Here is a 19,063-nt window from a genome sequence, read left to right as displayed (position 1 = left end):
AATAAATCATCGCTAAAATACATAAATTACTCAGGAAATATTCATTTTGCCGCCTTTAACAAAAAATTAGCGGGCATAACCCATATTGGCACAGTTTTTTCTTTATTTTAGTGAAAAATATGTCGTGCTTTTTAGAGGCAACTAAATTTGATTAGATGAGAAATATTATGAAAAGGAACTATAAAGTGCTGCTGCTGTTACTGCTTTTAGCTTTCGCTTCTTGCAGTTTTACTACCAAAAAATTTAGCAATCCGGATAAAGACAAATTATTGGTTCAAATCATCACCTTTGTTTTAGAGCAGGGGCATTACGACCCGATGCAATTTGACGATGCGTTTTCAGAGGAACTGTTCAATGATTACATTGAAGTGGTCGATCCGGTGAAGCGCTATTTTTACGAATCGGATTATCAGGATTTTGAAAAATTCAAACTGAATATTGACGACCAGTTGAAAGCAACCGATATCACCTTTTTTAACGTGGTTCACGACCGTATGGTGAAACGTATTGCTGAAGCCAAGGAGATTTATAGGGAAGTGTTGTCGCAACCTTTCGACTATACCATTGACGAAGAGTTTGACACTGATTATGATAACAGCACCTTTGTGAAAACCAAAAAGGAAATGAAAGACCGTTGGAGGAAACAACTTAAATTTTCTACGCTTTCCAATTACGACGATTTGATGAAGCAGGAAAAACAAGCCAAGGAAAATGACCCGAGCTATGTTATGAAAACCGAGGCTGAAATAGAAAAGGAAGCTAGAGAGGCCACGTTAAACTCCATCGATATTTATTTCAACGATAGTTTGGATGATTTAAAACGCGAAGACTGGTTTGCCATATATGTAAACACCATTGTGGAAGAGTTCGATCCGCACACCTACTATTTGGCACCGAGAAATAAAGAGGATTTCGATCAGCGTATGTCCGGAAAATTGGAAGGTATCGGAGCCAGACTGCAAAAACGTATGGATTACATAAAGGTAGTGGAACTGATTTCTGGCGGGCCAGCTTGGAGAAGCAAGGAACTTGATGTGGAAGATGTCATCTTAAAAGTAAAGCAGGAGGACGAAGAGTTTCCGGTGAGCATTGTAGGGATGCGCATTAGCGATGCCATTAAATACATAAAAGGTCCTAAAGGCACCAAAGTGACGCTAACGATTAAAAAAGTAGACGGCACTATAAAGGACATCACCATTACCCGCGATGTGGTAGAATTGGTAGAAACTTATGCCAAATCCTCAATCGTTGAAAAAGAAGGACAAAAGTTTGGAGTGATCAATCTACCTGCTTTTTATGTTGATTTTAAAGACTATAAAAATGTTAATGCCGCCAAAGATGTTAAGGAAGAAATTGAAAGATTGAAAGCTGAAGGCATGGAAGGTTTGGTGCTGGATTTAAGAAACAACGGTGGTGGTTCGCTGCCAACGGTGGTCGATATGGCTGGGTTGTTTATTGAAGACGGTCCTATTGTGCAAGTACGCTCAACGGGCAAAGCCAAAGAAGTGTTGGAAGACCGCGATAAGTCCATAACTTGGGACGGACCATTGGTGATTTTGGTAAACGAAATATCAGCTTCAGCTTCCGAAATTATGGCGGCTGCCATGCAGGATTACAAGCGTGCCATCATTATCGGTAGCAAGCAAACCTACGGAAAAGGCACGGTTCAAAACGTAATCAATTTGAACAATATGCTGCGTAACAATACCAGCGGCGATTTAGGTGCATTGGCACTCACTACTCAAAAATACTATAGAATTAACGGGGGTTCTGTACAGTTGGAAGGTGTGAAAAGTGATGTTAAAGTGCCGGGGCGTTTCAGTTTTATTGAAGTGGGAGAGAAGGATAAGGACAATCCATTGCCGTACGATGAAATTGACGCAGCTACTTACACCCCTTGGGAAAAATATTTCGATTACGATGCTACGGTTGAAAAGAGCAAATCGCGAATGGCAAATAATGCACAGTTAAAGCTTATTGAAGAAAACGCCAAATGGGTGAAAAGTAAAATTGATGAAACCGTATATTCATTAAATTATAAAACGTATAGGGCACAGATTGAAGCCAATGAAGCAGAGGCTAAAAAATTTGAAGCCATTGCAGATTACCAAAACCATTTGGACTTTGAATCTACCAGTTTTGAAAAACAATTGTTCACGCAAGATACTACCGATTTAAAGGAAAAACGCGAACGTTGGCACGAAAGCTTGAGCCAAGATGTTTATATCGAGGAAGCGTTAAACGTACTAGAGGATTTAAAAATGGCTTACCCGCTTAAAAATATGGCGGCCACAAAAGCCAACGTGAAAAATTAAATAGGCTCTAAAGCCCGATAATTTATGGGTCAATCCAATTCGTTGAAACACTTAGCGCTCCAAAAGTTTAAAAGGAACTTTTGGGGCGTTTTTAGTTTCTTTTTTATCATTTTAGTGGGGATTCTTTCGGTGTTTGCTTATGTATTCGCGCCAGACGATTCGCAGTATGCCAACCAAATGCACCTATCCATCCATTCCCAAAAACCGGGGTTTGACGTTACGATGTTAACCATTCCGTCAAAACTGGAAGGCGAGCAGTCGTGGTTCGATAAGCTGTTTTTTGGAAAGAAAAATGTCTCTAACGAAATCCCTATTTCAGATTATAGTATTGAAAACGAAACATTAACCTATACCGAATATGCTGCCGACGGCTTGGAAGGAGCCGAAAAAAACATCGAACTTTCCGCTTTTCCAAATCAGGATGCTGAGGCTTTTATTGCCAAAAAAACCTTTTTGTTCGGCACTGATAAATATGGACGCGATTTGTTGAGTCGAGTGTTGGTGGGTGCCAGAATATCGTTTTTTATTGGTTTTGTGGCGGTGTTTATTTCGTTGGTTATTGGTGTTTTAATGGGTAGCTTGGCGGCCTATTTCGGCGGAAAAGTAGATGCTGTTATCATGTGGGTTATCAATGTTACTTGGTCTATTCCAACCTTGCTTTTGGTGATTGCCATTACTTTGGCTTTGGGTAAAGGCTTTTGGCAGGTGTTTATTGCCGTGGGGCTGACCATGTGGGTAGAAGTGGCACGTGTGGTACGCGGACAAATAATCAGTACCAAGGAAGTGCAGTATGTAACCGCAGCCCGTGCTTTGGGCTATACCGATTTTAGAATCATCACCAAACATATTTTGCCCAATATCATGGCGCCTGTTATTGTCATTTCGGCAGCCAATTTTGCAGCCGCCATTTTAATTGAAAGCGGACTCAGCTTTTTAGGTATTGGTGCCCAACCGCCTATGGCTAGTTGGGGCGCGATGATTAAAGATCACTACAACTATATTATTTTAGGAAAACCCTATTTGGCCATCATCCCTGGTCTGTGCATTATGAGTTTGGTAATGGCTTTTATGCTTATTGGTAATGCACTTCGCGATGCTTTGGATGTAAAAGGGTAAAACTGTCTCATTGCATGAGAAAAACGAAACGTAATAGCTTTTTTTCTTAAATTAAGAGTAACTTCAGGGGGTGTAGAGTATCGTTGTTTTCTAGTAGGATTATATAAACTCCTTTTGGGAATTTGCATTCAATTGTATCTTGATTGGCTTTGAAATTTCGATGAGTTAAAATTTTACTTCCATTTAAATTATACAAATGTAGGTTGAAATTTCTATTAAATTCATCGTAAATTTTGAAGCTATTGGCGTTAAGGTCTTGGATTAGCTTTATTGCTTTTTTTGTTTTAGAGGTGGAATTTAGAGTGCTTGAACATATCAGGCTATTTAAAAAAACTGTGGAACGGTCTAGAATTTCTTCCTTTGCAGAGGGGGAGTCGAGGTAACCCCCATGTTCATTACCGTTTATCGTGCGCAGTTGGTTTGTAATTGATAAGCTGTTGGCTTTTGCGTGTATCAAACTACTTCCATCGGCTTCTACGATATTAAAATTGGCAAATGAAAGTAGCCCGCTGTTAAAAGGGACTGTTGGGTCGTTATCTTCATGAACAGAAAAGATAGGAGTATCGTTGTTTTCCATTAGGTTGGTGTCAAGGATGGCACCAGAAAAATTAATGATGCCATTCACTTCTGAACTGTATTCTGTGTTACCACTGCTATTTCCTTCAAAACCTCCATTGTTCGATATGATATTCAAAACTAACTCGGGTATAATGTCATCAGAATCAAGATATCCCACGTGGTTAGCAATTATTGCACCCGCTGAAAATCCTCCAGCGTATATGTGCTTTGAGTCAATTTTGTATATATTGGCATCTGAAATGTCTTCCCTGAAAAACCTTATTGCAGCCTTCATATCGCTCACTCCTTTGTACATTTGGTCTAGTCCGGCCATCATTTCATTAGGAGGAGGAAAAACACCGTCATAAAGTCTGTAATCAATAGATGCTGCAACAAAGCCACGTTTGGCATAAAAAGTACATAAGTCGGCAATATCTGTTCGAGTGCCTGTAACAAAAGAACCTCCATGGGCGAGGACGATTAGTGGCCTAGATACAGCCGTGTCGCCTTCAGGTTCATAGATGTCCATATAGAGATTTTGGTCTATGCCGCCAGTGGTGCTATTGTTACCATAAAGAACGTTTGCAGAAACAGAAACATTAGTAAATATATTTGTGGTGTATCTATTAGTTGCACAGCTTGTGTGATTGTCTTGTCCGTGTACTGTGCTTAAAATCATTAATTTAATACATACAAAGACTGCACGGAATTTAATAAAGTATTTTGTCACTTCTCTTTTTGTTTTGGTGAACTAAAGATAGGTGTTGGTTTTTATTCGTTCAGAAAAAATAGATTAAATGTAAATAAAGTAGGTGTAAAGTGAATTGTGTTTCCGGTGGTTTTATTATACAGCCTCAAGAGTTTTTTATCGTTTTAAAGCTACTGTGGAAATCATTTTAAGCTCAAAAGGTCTGTTTGGATTTATATAATGCAATACCTGTCAAAAATAACAAACGTTCTTAAATAGGCGTCTTGGTATCACGTTTTTAAAAAATTGGGTTGGTGCAACGGTTACTGTTCCTGTAATTAGTTATTATTTAATCGAATTTCTCATTTTCCAATATTTTCTGTAGAATTTATCTTTGCTAAGTGACGTCCTTTTAGTTCCATAATAGAACATACTAACCAGAGCGTCTCTTAGTTTTGAATTTTCAGCTAGTAAGTCGGTATTATCCTTATTTATAACTATCACGCAAGAATATGTTTGTTTGCTTTCAGATCCAGAAGCCGCAACGGTATAAGATTCTGATTTCTCATCAAAAAGTTTACAATTTTTCCAAATAAGATAATTCTCGTAATCATTTATTTTTAAAACTTTATCCCAATGCCCAAATTTTTTAAACATATATTTTTGTGTGTATAAGGCAGAAGGGAGTAGGATTCTTAATTCATTGAAATACAGAGAATCATTGTTGTTAATAGTCAAAATTTCAGCTATTTCTAAATCCTTATTATTTTGCAACAATTCCTCGCCATTTTGTTTTAGAGTAAAACAACTTGAAACTAATATGGCTAAAAAATATGGTAATATCTTTTTCATAACTAATTACAAAAATGGGCTAAACACCATTGTATTTAGCTACATTATATTAATTCCGCTAAATATAAAAAATATTCTTACAAGAAATGAAAGTGGCTGAAATTTAACTCAACTCCATATTGGCATTCAGATTGTCAATATAGCCCAGTAGTTCTTCTTTCCCTATGTCTTTTGAGGATGAGGTGATAAAATAATTGGGCATGGCTTCCCAAAATTCCAACAGGATGTTTCTGTAGTCTTCAACGTGGCGGGTAATGGCACTGGGTTTCAGTTTGTCGGCTTTGGTAAAAATAATGGAAAACGGAATGCCGTTTTCGCCCAGCCATTGCATGAATTCCAAATCAATGGGTTGAGGCTTGTGCCTAATATCTACCAAAACAAAGGCGGTAACCAGTTGCTCACGGAAACTGAAATATTGGGTAATAAATTTTTGGAAGGTCTTTTTTGAACTTTTCGAAACACGGGCATAGCCATAACCAGGCAAATCGACCAAATGCCAGTTTTTGTTGATCAAAAAATGGTTTATGAGTTGGGTTTTTCCGGGCTTTCCAGAGGTTTTGGCCAGGCTCTTTCGGCCAGTAAGCATATTGATCAACGACGATTTCCCAACATTACTGCGCCCAATAAAGGCGTATTCGGGCAGCCGGCTGTTGGGGCATTTTGCCACATCGGAATTACTGACAACAAATTCGGCTGTTTTTATTTGCATGGTTTTGTTATTCCCGTAAAACGGGAATCTTTTAATGGTGTAATCTACTTGCTTAAAATCCTTTTTTCTGCAGCCACCCATCCATAATTTGGTTGAATTCGTTTGGGTGCTCCATCATAGCGGCGTGCCCGCATTTATCAATCCAAAACAATTCAGAATCAGGTAACAAATCATGAAATTCCTCGGCAACTTCAGGAGGCGTTACATTGTCGTTCTTTCCCCAAATAATACAGGTTGGTATGTTCATTTTTGGTAAATCCTTAGCCATATTGTGTCGTATCGCGCTTTTGGCAATGGCAAGGGTTTTAATCAGTTTGTTGCGGTCGTTTACCGTTTCATAAACTTCGTCAACAATTTCCTTTGTGGCCACCTCAGGATCGTAAAATACATCCTGGGCTTTCTTTTTGATCACTTCGTAATCGCTGCGTTTGGTGTAGCCGCTGCCCATGGCGCTTTCATAAAGTCCGGAGCTGCCGGTTATTATAAGTGCTTTTACGGTGTCGGGGAACATTTTGGTGTGGTACAATCCAATGTGTCCGCCCAAGGAATTGCCTAATAAAATCACCTCTTTATAGCCTTTAAACTCGATAAAATCGTGTAGGTAAGTGGCAAAACTCTTTACGTTGGTTTTGAGTAGGGACATGGTGTAAAGCGGTAGCTCTGGAATGAGAACTTTGTAGCCTTTTTTGCTGAAAAAATCGGTTACCGAATCAAAGTTGCTTAAGCCGCCCATTAAGCCGTGTAGTACAATTATTGGCGTGCCTTCGCCTGCTTCAATGTAGTTGTAGTTCTTCTCTTTTTTTAATCGATGCGCCATTAATAGTGTCAGTCATTCGTTAAAAACAAATATAGTTATTTCATTCAAAAATCCACCATTTTAATTTTTTTCCCATCAAATTGTTTGTTAAAAAGAGGTTTTCATTTTAAAAAGAGATGTTAACAATTGGTTGATGGTTTTTGGGAAGGTTTAAAGTCCAGCTTAATAGCCGTGTGCACCGTGTTTTAGAGGTGTGAATTTCGACAAAAGGTGGTTTTGGGTGGAAATTTATCAACAAAGTGGTAAGAAGTGGTAAAAGGTGGTAAAATTTTCAATATATTTGAAACTTAAACGTTTAATATTCAGCGCGCCGCTTTTGGACTTAATTACAGGAACATACGATTGCAAGGTGGATGCAAAAGGCCGTTTAATGATGCCTTCATCTATCAAAAAACAGCTTTCTGCAGTGTTGCAGGATGGTTTTGTGTTGCGCAGGTCGGTGTTTCAAAAATGTCTGGAGTTATATCCTATGAGCGAATGGCAGGCGCTCATGCAGAAAATGAATAAGCTGAATAAGTTCAAAAAGAAGAATAACGATTTCATTAGAAGATTTACGGCGGGGGCGAAAATTGTAGAAGTTGATGTGAATGGTAGGTTGTTGATTCCGAAGGATTTAACCGTATTTGCCAATATTTCGAAAAATATTGTGGTGGCTTCGGCAATCAATATTATTGAAATTTGGGATAAAGATCTGTACGAGCAAGCTATTGATGATGCTGCAGTTGATTTCGCCGATTTGGCCGAGGAAGTAATGGGACAAGATGACGAAGACTATGGAATATCATAACCCAGTGTTGCTAAAGGAAACCGTGGACGGTTTAAATGTGAACCCTGAAGGGGTTTATGTAGATGTGACTTTTGGTGGAGGTGGTCATAGTAAGGAAATATTAAGTAGACTTGGTGAAAACGGACGGCTGTTTGCTTTCGATCAAGATCAAGACGCTCTTAAAAATACAATTGACGACCCAAGGTTTACGCTGATTAATGAAAATTTTAGATACGTGAAGCGTTTTTTGAGATTTCACGGTGTAAAGGAAGTGGATGGGATGTTGGCCGATTTTGGTGTGTCGTCACATCAATTCGATGTTGCTGAACGCGGGTTTTCAACGCGTTTCGATGCAGATTTGGATATGCGGATGAATCAGCAAAATAAATTGTCGGCGTTCCATGTAATCAATGAATATGATGAGGAGCAGCTAAAACAAGTGTTGCTGCAATACGGCGAATTGCGTGCTGCGCCAGCCATGGCAAGATTGATTGTGAGTGAGAGAAAGGCGGGGCCAATTATAACAAGCGGACAATTAAAAGCGGTGTTAAAGCGGTTTTTGTCGCCGAAACATGAAAATAAAATTTTGGCGCAAATCTATCAGGCGATACGTATTGAGGTGAACCAAGAAATTGAGGTGCTGAAGGAGTTTTTGTTGCAAACGCCCGAAATTTTAAAACAAGGTGGACGGCTTAGCTTTATATCCTACCACTCTCTGGAAGATCGCTTGGTGAAGCGTTTTATTAGAAACGGATTGTTTGAGGGTGAACCGGAGCGCGATATGTTTGGTCGGTTTGAGGTGCCCTTGAAAAAGGTGGGTGGTTTAATCGTGCCAACAAAAGAGGAAATTAAAATGAACAATAGGGCGCGAAGTGCAAAACTTCGTATTGCCGAGAAACTATAAAATATGAAAGGTTGTTCTGAAAAGCTTTTTAAATGTGGAGGTCTTCAGAATTAGACTTTTTGAAAGTTGAAAAAGTAAATTGAAAAAAAGCATTTACAGCATATTAAAAGGAACGTTTTTAGTCAGTGACGACGCATTTAGAAACTGGCGGTTTATCCTGTTTATTTCGGGGTTGGCCATTATTATGATTGCCAGTTCGCACAGTGCCGACCAAAAAGTGTACGAAATCGCAAGGCTGAAAAATGAGGTGAAAGAAATGCGGTCGGCTTTTGTGGATGGTCGCTCAAAACTCATGCGATTAAAAATGGAGTCGCATGTGGTTAGGGTAATGAAAGAAAAAGGGTTGGCGACCTCGGTAATTCCGCCAAAAAAAATAAAGGTTAAATCACAAAACTGATAAAGCAGCTTGGCAGTAAACGAGAAAAACATATTGAACCGTTTGTATTTTATCGCCGGATGTATGTTCGTCTTCGGGCTGGCTGTGGTGTTTAAGTTGTTGAGCATTCAGTTGGTGCAGGGCGATAAATATCGGGCGTTGGCAACCGAGCGTGTGGTTAGGGATGTTGTGATTCCTGCCAATCGGGGCAATGTGTATTCCGTTAACGGGAACTTGCTGGCAACCTCCATTCCTAAATACGATATCCGTTTTGATGCCTTAACGCCAACAGCCACTACTTTCGAAAAATATGTGAAGCCGTTGGCAGATTCGCTTTCAAAATACTCCGGAAAATCGGCAAGCACTTATGAAAAGGCGTTGCGCAGAGCGCGTGCCAATAAAAACCGCTACTATTTGTTGGCTAGAAATATTGGTTATTCCGATTATATCCGATTGAGAAACTTTCCTATGTTGAGTTTGGGGGCGTTTAAGGGTGGATTGGTTGTTGAGCAGAAAACAAAACGCGAACACCCTATGGGAGCCATTGCACAGCGTTCCATTGGTTACGAGCGCTTTGATGATCAAGGAAATGTTACCCGAGCAGGTATCGATGGCGCTTTTGGAGCGAAATATTTGCGAGGTGTTAACGGGCAGCGCAAAAAGCAAAAAATAGGCAAAGGCCAATGGAAGCCGTTAAGCGATGCTAATGAAATTGAGCCTCAGGATGGTTACGATGTTTATACAACGATCGATGTGAATATCCAAGATATTGCGCATCATGCTTTGCTGCGTCAGTTGGAGGAGTATGAGGCCGATCATGGTTGTGTGGTGGTAATGGAAACCAAGACAGGTGAAATTCGTGCCATTTCCAATTTGGGTAGAAATGAAGATGGGCATTATTACGAACGATTGAATTATGCGGTTGGTGAGTCGCACGAACCAGGTTCTACTTTTAAAGTGATGGCCTTAATGGCAGCTTTGGAAGATAAAGTGGTCGATACGTCTATGGTAATCGATACGAAATTGGGGTACAAACAATTCTACGGAAGGGGTATTTACGATACGCACGGCCACGGAAAAATTTCGGTAGCACGAACGTTGGAGGTGTCTTCAAATATTGGTTTGGCGACAATTGTTGATGAAGGGTATTCCAAAAATCCCAAAAAATTCATCAGTCATTTAAAAGATTGGCATCTCGATGAGCCATTGGGCTTGCCAATTATTGGTGAGGGAAATCCGGTAATTCCTGAGCCAGGTGATAAAATTTGGAGTAAAAACGCCTTGCCGTCCATGGCATACGGTTACAACCTGAAGTTAACCCCGTTACAAACATTAACGTTTTATAACGCCATAGCCAACAATGGAATTTGGGTGAAACCGAAGTTTATTAAAGAGGTGAAGGAGTTGGATAGAGTTATCGAGACTTTTGAAGAAAATGGTACAGGAGATAAAATCTGTTCCGATAAAACCTTAAAGGAAATCCAGGCAATTTTAAAAAATGTGGTAGATCGCGGCACGGGGAGGTCGCTATATTCTGAATATTTTTCCATGGCAGGGAAAACAGGGACGGCTCAAACTGAATACTGGATGAAAGATTGGAAGAAGAATCGCAGGTATATCTCGTCGTTCGCAGGATATTTTCCTGCGGAAAACCCAAAGTATTCCTGCATTGTGGTAATCCATAAACCGAGTGTGGCAAAAGGTTATTACGGTGCTGACGTTACTGGTCCGGTTTTCAAGCGCATAGCTCAAAAAATATTTACCGATACGCCCATTATTGATGAGGTTGAAAACTTAGAGGTGAAAGTGGCTTCGGTTGAAGAAGAATTTAACGGCTATTACAAAACGGCTCAAACCTATAAAACTATTATGCCCAATGTGGTAGGCTTGCCTGCTATGGATGCTTTGGCGTTGCTAGAAAATATGCAGGTGGATGTTAAGGTAAAGTTGAGCGGTTCGGGTATTGTAAAGTCGCAATCAGTTAATAAAAACACAAAACTTAAAAACAAGCAAACCATTGTATTAAAGGCTTCATGAAAACATTAAAAGACATACTTTATAAGGTTTCCATAAATGCTGTGGTGGGACTGACCGATGCTGAAATTTCGGCTATCCAATTTGATTCCCGAAGGGTGGAAAAAAACGGGTTGTTTGTGGCTATACGTGGTTTGGTGGCCGATGGGCATCATTTTGTAGAAATGGCTGTTGATAACGGGGCTGTTGCCGTAGTTTGTGAAACCTTGCCAGAAAAACTAGTGGAGGGCATCACCTATATAGAGGTTGATGATTCCCAAAAAGCACTCGCGTTTATGGCTTCCAATTTTTACGATGCCCCTTCTGAAAATTTAAAACTGGTAGGTGTTACAGGAACCAACGGAAAAACTACGGTGGCTAGTTTGCTGTATCAATTGTTCAAAAAGGCAGGATATAAAGTAGGGTTGTTGTCTACTGTAAAAATTATGGTTGACGATTTGGAATATAAAGCCACGCATACCACGCCAGATTCGCTCACCATCAATAAATACTTGAGTGAGATGAACGCCGCTGGAGTCGAGTTTTGCTTTATGGAAGTGAGTTCGCATGGTATTCATCAATATAGAACAGAGGGCTTGCATTTTGCTGGTGGCATTTTTACCAATTTGTCGCACGACCATTTGGATTATCATAAAACCTTCGCGGAATATCGAGATGTTAAGAAAAAGTTTTTCGACGGATTGCCAAAGCATGCCTTTGCGTTGGTAAATGCAGATGATAAGAACGGACGCATAATGTTGCAAAACACACGAGCCAAAAAACAGACTTACGCCTTAAAGCAGTATGCCGATTACAAAGCGCAGATTTTAGAAAATCAGTTTGGAGGTTTGTTGTTGAAAGTAGACGACAGTGAGGTTTGGACGCGCTTAATAGGGAATTTCAACGCGTACAACATATTGGCCATTTACGCTACGGCTGAGTTGTTGGGATTGGAAAAGGTGGAAATTCTAAGATTTATAAGCGATTTAGAAAGTGTGAGCGGTCGTTTTCAGTATGTGGTTTCAAAAGAGAAAATCACGGCCATTGTAGATTATGCCCATACGCCCGATGCGCTTAAAAATGTACTGGAAACCATAAACAGTATCCGTACCAAAAATGAAGATTTGATTACAGTTGTTGGCTGTGGTGGCGATCGCGATAAAACCAAACGCCCTAAAATGGGACATATCGCTACGGCATTGAGTACAAAGGTGATTTTCACGAGTGATAATCCGCGTAGTGAAGACCCTGCCGATATTTTAAAGGATATCGAAGCTGGTGTGGAGCCGCAAAACTTTAAAAAGACTTTAACGATTGAAGATAGAAAACAGGCTATAAAAACGGCCTGCCAAATGGCGCAGCCAAACGATATCATTTTAATTGCCGGGAAGGGGCACGAAACCTATCAGGAAATTAAAGGCGAACGGTTTGATTTTGATGATTTTAAAATAGTACAAGAATTTTTAAAGCAATTACAAAAATAAATGTCATGCTGAGCGCAGTCGAAGCATCTCAACAAGCAAGAGCTAATGTTATACTACCTATTTGAATATTTAGAAAAACAGTTCCAGTTTCCCGGGGCGACGCTTTTTGGGTTTTTGACCTTTAGGGCGGCGGCGGCCATGATTTTATCGTTGTTGATTTCAACCATTTACGGAAAGCGGATCATTCGTTTTTTAATCAAACAGCAGGTGGGCGAAACGGTACGTGATTTAGGTTTAGAGGGGCAAAGTGAAAAAGCTGGTACGCCAACCATGGGTGGGATTATTATCATTTTGGCAACCTTAATTCCGGTGCTGCTGTTGGCGAAACTAGAGAATATTTACATCGTCCTTTTAATTGTAACCACGCTTTGGATGGGTGCTATCGGCTTTGTTGATGACTACATCAAAAAATTTAAAAACGATAAAGAAGGGCTAAAAGGTCGGTTTAAAGTAATGGGGCAAATCGGTCTAGGGCTTATTGTCGGTGCGACTTTGTTTTTCAGTCCCGACGTCACAATGAAAGAGAAATTGCCTATTGAGGAGCAAAAAGTGCTTTTAGCCCATAACCCAGATATCGAGCCGGCAAAACTGTTTAAGCCGGAAGAGAAGTCAACCAAAACAACCATTCCTTTTGTAAAAGGGAATGAGTTCGACTATGCAAAAGTGATTACTTGGATCAGCCCGAGTCTTGAAAAATACGCGTGGGTAGTGTTTATTTTGGTGGTTATTTTTATTATCACTGCGGTTTCAAACGGCGCCAATCTTACCGATGGTATTGATGGTTTGGCAGCCGGCACTTCGGCAATAATCGTGCTTACCTTGGGTATATTCGCTTGGGTTTCGGGTAACATCGTATTTTCAGAATATTTAAACATTATGTATATCCCTCGTGTAGAGGAAATCACGATATACATTGCGGCATTTGTTGGTGCGCTTATTGGTTTTTTATGGTACAACACGTTTCCGGCGCAAGTGTTTATGGGCGATACGGGCAGTTTGACTATTGGCGGAATTATAGCGGTAATTGCTATTGCAGTGAGAAAGGAATGGCTCATCCCGGTGTTGTGCGGCATTTTCTTGGCTGAAAATTTATCGGTTGTGATGCAGGTGAGTTGGTTCAAGTACACCAAAAAGAAATATGGTGAGGGGCGTCGCATTTTCAAAATGTCGCCACTGCATCATCATTATCAAAAATTGGGCTATCACGAAAGTAAAATCGTTACCCGATTTTGGATTATTGGAATTCTATTGGCCATCGTGTCGATAGTAACACTGAAAATTAGATAGCAGGGGTGTCATGCTGAGCGCAGTCGAAGCATCTTAAGAAAAGGAAGGAGAATGACAAAAAAGCGATTGGTGATATTAGGCGGCGGAGAAAGCGGTGTAGGAACGGCGCTTTTGGGAAAAGCAAAAGAATACGAAGTATTCGTTTCGGATAAAGGAAGAATAAAAGAGAGATATAAACAAGTTCTTATAAATAATGGGATTGATTGGGAGGATGAAATCCATACGGAATCAAAAATTCTGAATGCCGATTTGGTGATGAAAAGCCCCGGTATTCCTGATAAGGTAGCTTTAGTAAAGCAAATCCGTGAAAACGGAATCCAGGTAGTTTCAGAAATTGAATTTGCAGCAAAATTTACCGATGCCACACTGGTGGCCATTACGGGGAGTAACGGCAAAACCACCACGGCCACGTTAACGCATCATTTGTTAAAACAGGAATTGAGTGTGGGTTTGGCGGGCAACATCGGCGACAGTTTTGCGAAGCAGGTTTTGGAAGGTGGTTTTGAAACTTACGTATTGGAAGTGAGCAGTTTTCAGTTGGACGACATTGTCGATTTTAAGCCCAAAATTGCGGTAATCACCAACATCACGCCTGATCATTTAGATCGGTACGATTACAATTTTGAAAATTATATCCGGTCGAAATTCAGGATAGCAGAAAATCAAACGAAAGACGACTTTCTGATTTATGACGCCGACGATGAGGTTATTGTGAATCATTTGAAAAATCATCCGGTTCAATCCACATTATTGCCGTTTTCATTGGAAAAGAACATTGAAAATGGCGCATATTACGAAAATAAAGAGATTAAAATAACAATAAATAACACACAGATCATTATGCCAACAACAAAACTAGCATTAGAAGGTAAGCACAATATAAAGAATGCCATGGCGGCTTCAACCGTGGCGCACCTACTTAAAATAAGAAAGCAAACTATTCGCGAAAGTTTAGAGAACTTTCAGGGGGTTGAGCATCGATTGGAGCAAGTGTTAAAAATCAACAAAGTTCAATATATAAATGACTCGAAGGCTACAAACGTCAATGCCACATATTACGCTTTAGAGAGTATGGATGCTCCAACGGTTTGGATTGTTGGTGGGGTTGATAAGGGTAATAATTATGAAGAGTTGTTCTCTTTTGTGAACGAAAAAGTAAAGGCGATTATTTGCTTGGGTGTGGATAATGAAAAACTACTGAAAACTTTCGGAAATATGGTTGATGTAATTGTTGAAACCCAGTTTATGAGTGAAGCGGTGAAGATTGCTTATAAGTTGGCCGAATCTGGTGATAATGTATTGCTTTCACCGGCTTGTGCAAGTTTCGATTTGTTTGAAAATTACGAGGATCGCGGACGTCAATTTAAGGACGCGGTAAGAAACTTGTAGTAGTTAAAAGTTTAATGATATAAAATGAATTTTTCCCCTTGGGAAATATATGAATAACAATGCAGAACCTGTTTAAGAACATAAAAGGCGATCGGTTGATATGGGCTATAGTGGCGCTATTGGCTATTTTGTCGTTTTTACCAGTTTACAGTGCGGCGAGTAATTTGGCGTACAAAGGTGGCATTGGCAGTACATTTGCGTTTTTTGTGAAACATTTTGTGCATTTAATTCTGGGCTTTTTTATTATGTATGGGGTACATAAAATCCCGTACCGATATTTTAAGGGGCTGTCGTTAATCATGATTCCTATTGTGCTGGTGCTATTGGCCATTACCATGTTGCAGGGTACAACCATAGAGGGGGCTAATGCCAGCCGCTGGATACAGATTCCGTTTGTGGGGATGTCGTTTCAAACATCAACACTGGCTGCAGTGGTGTTAATGGTGTACGTGGCGCGATATATGTCGAAAATAAAGGATGAAGAAGTAACTTTTAAAGCGTCTATTTTGCCTCTCTGGATGCCGGTTTTTTTGGTGTTGATTTTAATCCTTCCTGCAAACTTTTCAACGGCCGCCATCATGTTTTTGATGGTGTTGATGTTGGTGTTTTTAGGTGGTTATCCAGTACGGTATTTGGCAGTGATTGTGGGGTCGGGCATTTTAGTGTTGGCTATGTTTATTTTAATAGCGAAGGCGTTTCCAGATGCTATGCCCAATCGTGTGGATACTTGGATGGGGCGAATTGAAAGTTTTGCAAATCCCGAAGATACTGAGGCCGATTACCAGATTGAGAAAGCCAAGATAGCCATTGCTACGGGGGGTATACAAGGTGTCGGGCCCGGTAAGAGCATGCAGAAAAACTTTCTGCCGCAGTCGTCATCCGATTTTATTTTCGCCATTATCATTGAGGAATATGGGTTAATTGGTGGGTTTATTATCATGACCTTGTATTTATGGCTATTGTTTAGGATTGTGATTGCTGCGCAAAAAGCCGATACCGTTTTTGGTAAACTGTTGGTTTTAGGCGTGGGGCTACCCATTGTATTTCAGGCATTGATTAATATGGCTGTGGCGGTGGAATTATTCCCGGTAACGGGGCAAACCTTGCCGTTGATTAGTAGTGGTGGGACCTCCATTTGGATGACTTGTTTGGCTATTGGTATTATTTTGAGTGTAAGTGCAAAACGAGAAGAGATAAAAGAAAAAGAAACGAGTGAGGAAAATGAAGAAAATCCGCTGGAAATCTTAAGCGAAGCTTTGTAGAGGTTTTAGTTTTTGGAATATGGGATTTTTCAGATTTGGAATTTTATAAAAAATATTCGTGAATTAGTGGCGAAAAAAGAAACATACAAAATTATTCTATCAGGTGGTGGTACCGGCGGACATATTTATCCGGCTATAGCCATTGCTAACGAACTGAAATCGCGTTTTCCGGATGCCGAATTTTTGTTTGTTGGGGCCAAAGGCCGCATGGAAATGGAGAAGGTGCCGCAGGCTGGATATAAGATTGAAGGACTATGGATTTCTGGTATTCAGCGAAAACTGACTTTGAAAAATTTAAGCTTTCCGTTGAAGGTGGTAAGCAGTTTGTGGAAGGCTAGAAAAATAGTAAAATCGTTTAAGCCCGATATTGCTATTGGAACGGGAGGTTTTGCGAGTGGTCCCCTATTGCATGTGGCGGCTTCAAAAGGTATTCCTACCTTAATTCAGGAGCAGAATTCCTTTCCGGGGATTACCAATAAGTTGTTGGCCAAGAAGGCGCATAAAATATGTGTGGCATACGATAATTTGGAGCGGTTTTTTCCGAAGGATAAAATGGTGAAAACTGGAAATCCGGTGCGCCAAGGTTTGTTGGATGTGGAAACGAAAACATTGGAAGCCAAAGATTTTTTCGGTTTAAAACACGGAAAATATACGCTTTTGGTAATAGGTGGAAGTTTGGGCTCGCGCCGCATCAATGAATTGATTGAGAAGGAATTGGATTTTTTCGACACCCAAAACGTGCAAATCATTTGGCAATGTGGTAAGCTGTATTATCAACAATACAAAATTTACAATAACACCAAAAACGTTCAGGTTTTTGAGTTTTTAAATAATATGGATTTTGCCTATGCGGCTGCCGATTTAGTGATTTCGAGGGCTGGTGCCAGTTCGGTGTCCGAGCTTTGCATTGTTGGTAAGCCCGTTATTTTTATTCCGTCGCCCAATGTGGCCGAAGATCATCAGGCAAAAAATGCCATGGCAATTGTAGATAAAAATGCTGCAATGATTATAAAAGAGGAGGATTTGGATGCCGATTTTGAAAATAAGTTTTCGCAGCTGGTGGCTTCTCCCGATAGGCAAAAAGAATTGGGTAAAAACATAAAACAATTGGCATTGGTGAATGCCACAAAAGATATAGCAGACGAAGTAGAAAAACTTTTGGAAGAACAAAAATGAACTTAAACCAGTTAAAAAATATTTATTTCATTGGTATTGGCGGTATAGGCATGAGTGCCTTGGCGCGCTATTTTCAGGCTGGAGAAAAGTTTGTGGCGGGATACGATAAAACGGCTACCGACCTTACGGCTGAGTTAGAAGTTGCCGGGGTTGAAGTGCATTTTGAAGATGCTGTTGAAAATATTCCAGAGGTTTGTTTAGATAAAGAAAATACCTTGGTGGTTTATACGCCGGCTATTCCCAAAGGGCATAAAGAGCTGAATTACTTTGTGGATAATGGTTTTCAAGTGGTAAAGCGTTCTAAGCTTTTAGGTTTAATTACCGAAAACACCTTTTGTTTGGCGGTTGCCGGAACTCATGGAAAAACAACCACCACCAGTATTTTGGGGCATTTGTTGCACGAATGTAACGTGCCGCTTACGGCCTTTTTAGGTGGTATAAGCGAGAATTATAATTCAAATTTAATTCTTGCCGGCACAGACGTTAGCGTGGTAGAGGCCGATGAGTTTGATCGTTCGTTTTTAACGCTGTCCCCTAATTTGGCAGGAATTACTTCTATGGATGCCGACCATTTGGATATTTACGGAGACGCCGATGCACTTAAAAGTTCGTTCGGAGATTTTTCGAGGAGAATCAAAACCGGCGGGAAATTATTTGTAAAAAACGGTTTGCCTTTAAGTGGAATAACCTATGGGATTGAAGACGATTCAGATTATGCAATTCAGAATATAAAAATAAAAGACGGAAGCTACATTTTTGATGTGAAAACGCCAGATTTATGGCTTGAAAAATTAGAATTTAACCTACCTGGTAGACACAATTTGTCGAATGCATTATTAGCCTTGGCGATGGCTGTAGAATATGGTTGCCCGCACCAACAGCTCGCCAAAGCTTTAGCATCTTATAGGGGCGTGAAACGTCGTTTTTCAACCCATGTTAAAACTGACGATTTGGTGTATATCGATGATTATGCGCACCATCCCGAAGAAATAAACGCTGCCCACCAAGCCGTTAGGGAAATGTACCCGAACAAAAAGGTGTTGGCGGTTTTTCAGCCGCATTTGTTTAGTCGTACACGCGATTTTATTGATGGTTTTGCTACGAGTTTGGCTCAGTTCGATGAGCTCTTGTTATTGGATATTTACCCAGCTCGCGAGTTGCCCATTGAAGGGGTGACTTCAAAATGGTTGCTTGATAAAGTGAGTAGTGAGCGTAAAAAACTGATTGATAAATCACAATTGATTTCAGAAATACAAAAAAGTGATGCGCAAGTGGTGCTTACCATTGGTGCAGGAGATATTGGAGAAGAAGTAAAACGGATAAAAAAAGCCTTGAGTTTTGAAAGTTAATT

The 19,063-nt window shown here is 40.1% G+C and carries 16 protein-coding genes; 12 read left to right on the top strand and 4 right to left on the bottom strand.

The window, feature by feature from the left end:
• Positions 1 to 167 precede the first annotated feature (167 nt).
• Both HC176_RS11910 and HC176_RS11905 read left to right on the top strand, forming a co-directional pair.
• Complete coding sequence (locus HC176_RS11910; protein ID WP_167918619.1) at positions 168 to 2,315, top strand: carboxy terminal-processing peptidase; 2,148 nt, start codon at positions 168 to 170, stop codon at positions 2,313 to 2,315.
• Positions 2,316 to 2,339: 24 nt separating this feature from the next.
• On the top strand, positions 2,340 to 3,431 hold the full coding sequence (locus tag HC176_RS11905; protein ID WP_167918582.1) for an ABC transporter permease: 1,092 nt from the start codon (positions 2,340 to 2,342) through the stop codon (positions 3,429 to 3,431).
• 46 nt (positions 3,432 to 3,477) lie between these two features.
• On the opposite strand, the gene HC176_RS11900 is transcribed toward HC176_RS11905, so the two are convergent.
• The 4 genes from HC176_RS11900 to HC176_RS11885 form a co-directional block, all read right to left on the bottom strand.
• On the bottom strand, positions 3,478 to 4,719 hold the full coding sequence (locus tag HC176_RS11900) for a carboxylesterase family protein (protein ID WP_167918581.1): 1,242 nt from the start codon (positions 4,717 to 4,719) through the stop codon (positions 3,478 to 3,480).
• 303 nt (positions 4,720 to 5,022) lie between these two features.
• Entirely contained in the window at positions 5,023 to 5,529 is a 507-nt protein-coding gene (locus tag HC176_RS11895) for a hypothetical protein (RefSeq protein ID WP_167918579.1), read from the bottom strand.
• Between the two features lie 103 nt (positions 5,530 to 5,632).
• A complete protein-coding gene (gene yihA, locus HC176_RS11890; RefSeq protein ID WP_167918617.1) occupies positions 5,633 to 6,238 on the bottom strand; it encodes a ribosome biogenesis GTP-binding protein YihA/YsxC in 606 nt (201 codons plus the stop codon).
• Positions 6,239 to 6,290: 52 nt separating this feature from the next.
• Positions 6,291 to 7,055 (bottom strand): alpha/beta fold hydrolase, encoded by a 765-nt coding sequence (locus HC176_RS11885; protein WP_167918577.1) that lies wholly within the window; start codon positions 7,053 to 7,055, stop codon positions 6,291 to 6,293.
• Between the two features lie 316 nt (positions 7,056 to 7,371).
• Here HC176_RS11885 and mraZ point away from each other — a divergent pair, with 316 nt between their 5' ends.
• The 10 genes from mraZ (at position 7,372) to murC (ending at position 19,061) form a co-directional block, all read left to right on the top strand.
• Complete coding sequence (gene mraZ, locus HC176_RS11880; protein ID WP_167918615.1) at positions 7,372 to 7,842, top strand: division/cell wall cluster transcriptional repressor MraZ; 471 nt, start codon at positions 7,372 to 7,374, stop codon at positions 7,840 to 7,842.
• Entirely contained in the window at positions 7,829 to 8,725 is an 897-nt protein-coding gene (gene rsmH, locus HC176_RS11875) for a 16S rRNA (cytosine(1402)-N(4))-methyltransferase RsmH (RefSeq protein WP_167918575.1), read from the top strand. Before mraZ ends, rsmH begins: the two co-directional genes overlap by 14 nt.
• A gap of 79 nt (positions 8,726 to 8,804) precedes the next feature.
• On the top strand, positions 8,805 to 9,122 hold the full coding sequence (locus tag HC176_RS11870) for an FtsL-like putative cell division protein (protein WP_167918573.1): 318 nt from the start codon (positions 8,805 to 8,807) through the stop codon (positions 9,120 to 9,122).
• Between the two features lie 63 nt (positions 9,123 to 9,185).
• A complete protein-coding gene (locus tag HC176_RS11865) occupies positions 9,186 to 11,138 on the top strand; it encodes a penicillin-binding protein (RefSeq protein WP_167918613.1) in 1,953 nt (650 codons plus the stop codon).
• Entirely contained in the window at positions 11,135 to 12,598 is a 1,464-nt protein-coding gene (locus tag HC176_RS11860; RefSeq protein ID WP_167918571.1) for a UDP-N-acetylmuramoyl-L-alanyl-D-glutamate--2,6-diaminopimelate ligase, read from the top strand. Before HC176_RS11865 ends, HC176_RS11860 begins: the two co-directional genes overlap by 4 nt.
• Positions 12,599 to 12,643: 45 nt before the next feature.
• Positions 12,644 to 13,885: a phospho-N-acetylmuramoyl-pentapeptide-transferase gene (gene mraY, locus HC176_RS11855; protein WP_167918569.1), complete on the top strand. Its 1,242-nt coding sequence runs from the start codon at positions 12,644 to 12,646 to the stop codon at positions 13,883 to 13,885.
• Positions 13,886 to 13,936: 51 nt separating this feature from the next.
• Positions 13,937 to 15,274, top strand: a complete 1,338-nt coding sequence (gene murD / locus HC176_RS11850; protein WP_167918567.1) for a UDP-N-acetylmuramoyl-L-alanine--D-glutamate ligase — start codon at positions 13,937 to 13,939, stop codon at positions 15,272 to 15,274.
• 59 nt (positions 15,275 to 15,333) lie between these two features.
• A complete protein-coding gene (locus HC176_RS11845; protein WP_167918565.1) occupies positions 15,334 to 16,536 on the top strand; it encodes an FtsW/RodA/SpoVE family cell cycle protein in 1,203 nt (400 codons plus the stop codon).
• 66 nt (positions 16,537 to 16,602) lie between these two features.
• Positions 16,603 to 17,712 carry an undecaprenyldiphospho-muramoylpentapeptide beta-N-acetylglucosaminyltransferase gene (gene murG, locus HC176_RS11840; RefSeq protein WP_167918563.1) on the top strand — a complete coding sequence of 370 codons (1,110 nt, stop codon included), beginning with the start codon at positions 16,603 to 16,605 and terminating at the stop codon, positions 17,710 to 17,712.
• The gene (gene murC, locus HC176_RS11835; RefSeq protein ID WP_167918561.1) at positions 17,709 to 19,061 is read left to right on the top strand and encodes a UDP-N-acetylmuramate--L-alanine ligase; all 1,353 of its coding nucleotides are present in this window, start codon (positions 17,709 to 17,711) and stop codon (positions 19,059 to 19,061) included. Before murG ends, murC begins: the two co-directional genes overlap by 4 nt.
• The last annotated feature ends 2 nt before the right edge of the window (positions 19,062 to 19,063 follow it).

Source organism: Tamlana crocina (assembly GCF_012037625.1).
This window is presented reverse-complemented; position numbering and strand designations above follow the sequence as displayed.